Here is a 1,121-nt window from a genome sequence, read left to right on the forward strand (position 1 = left end):
ATTTCGATTAACAAATGATTAATAATATTAAATATAAGCCATACATTTACATATACCATGTATGATACGGTATTTTCAGGAAAATTTTATTATAATGGCCAGTTTCAGGACCTTGATATAGGCGTATGTGATGGAAAAATAACAGAAATAAAAAAACATATTAATTTTAAAAGGGAAATATTGCGCCATGCTGTCTTTCCTGCAGGCACCGACATACATGTTCACTTCCGTGATCCTGGTGAAACCGAAAAGGAGGATTTTAAGACCGGCACCATCTCGGCAATTGCGGGTGGCACAACAACAATATTTGATATGCCAAATAATAAAATAAAAATTGACAATTATTCTGCATACAGGGATAAACTTGAGATAGTCCGCAGAAAGGCATACTCGGATTTTGGCCTTTATTCGATGTTCACTGGAAATAACCTTAATATCATTGATAAGGATTCCTCTGGAATAAAAATATACATGGGAAGCACAACGAATGCCAGTGGACTAAATAATTATAATGCCAGTGATATTAATGGAATAAATGATCTTAAAATACCTGTCGTATTTCATGCTGAGGATCCGGTATGCCTCCAAAAAAATCATATTGATGCAAAAAACCTGATGGAATATAATAAATCCAGGCCGCCAGAATGCGAGGATTCTGCAGTTAGCACTGCCAGCAAAATGGGATTTAAAAATGGAATAATAGCGCACCTAACACATAATATAAAAACGCAATATTTAAGGGAGGTAACACCGCATCACCTGATGCTCAATGATGAAATGGATCTTGGTTCTTATGGAAAGGTAAATCCTCCATTAAGAAGCCGCGAACTTCAGGGCCTTTTACTCGATGAATATATATCAGGAAGCTATGATATTTTATCATCCGACCACGCACCGCATACACAGAATGAGAAGGCTGATTTTGAATATGCACCAGCCGGTATAATAGGGGTTGAGACCAGAATTCCACTAATGCTTGCATTAATACAGAAAAAGGTCTTACCCATGGATGTATTCATAAAAACTGCGATATATAATCCTGCAAAAATATTTAATATAAAAAAAGGTGAGATAAAAATAGGCAATTATGCAGATTTTATGACTGTTGATTTTACCTCAAT

Annotated in this window: 1 protein-coding gene; it reads left to right on the forward strand. The window is 35.5% G+C overall.

All coding sequences use genetic code 11. The features are described 5' to 3' along the window. Positions 1 to 57 precede the first annotated feature (57 nt). Positions 58 to 1,121, forward strand: a 1,064-nt coding sequence (locus tag AOG54_RS03840) for a dihydroorotase (protein WP_055032446.1), incomplete at its 3' end; no start/stop codon positions are given.

The sequence above is a fragment of the Acidiplasma aeolicum genome (assembly GCF_001402945.1).
Classification (GTDB): domain Archaea; phylum Thermoplasmatota; class Thermoplasmata; order Thermoplasmatales; family Thermoplasmataceae; genus Acidiplasma; species Acidiplasma aeolicum.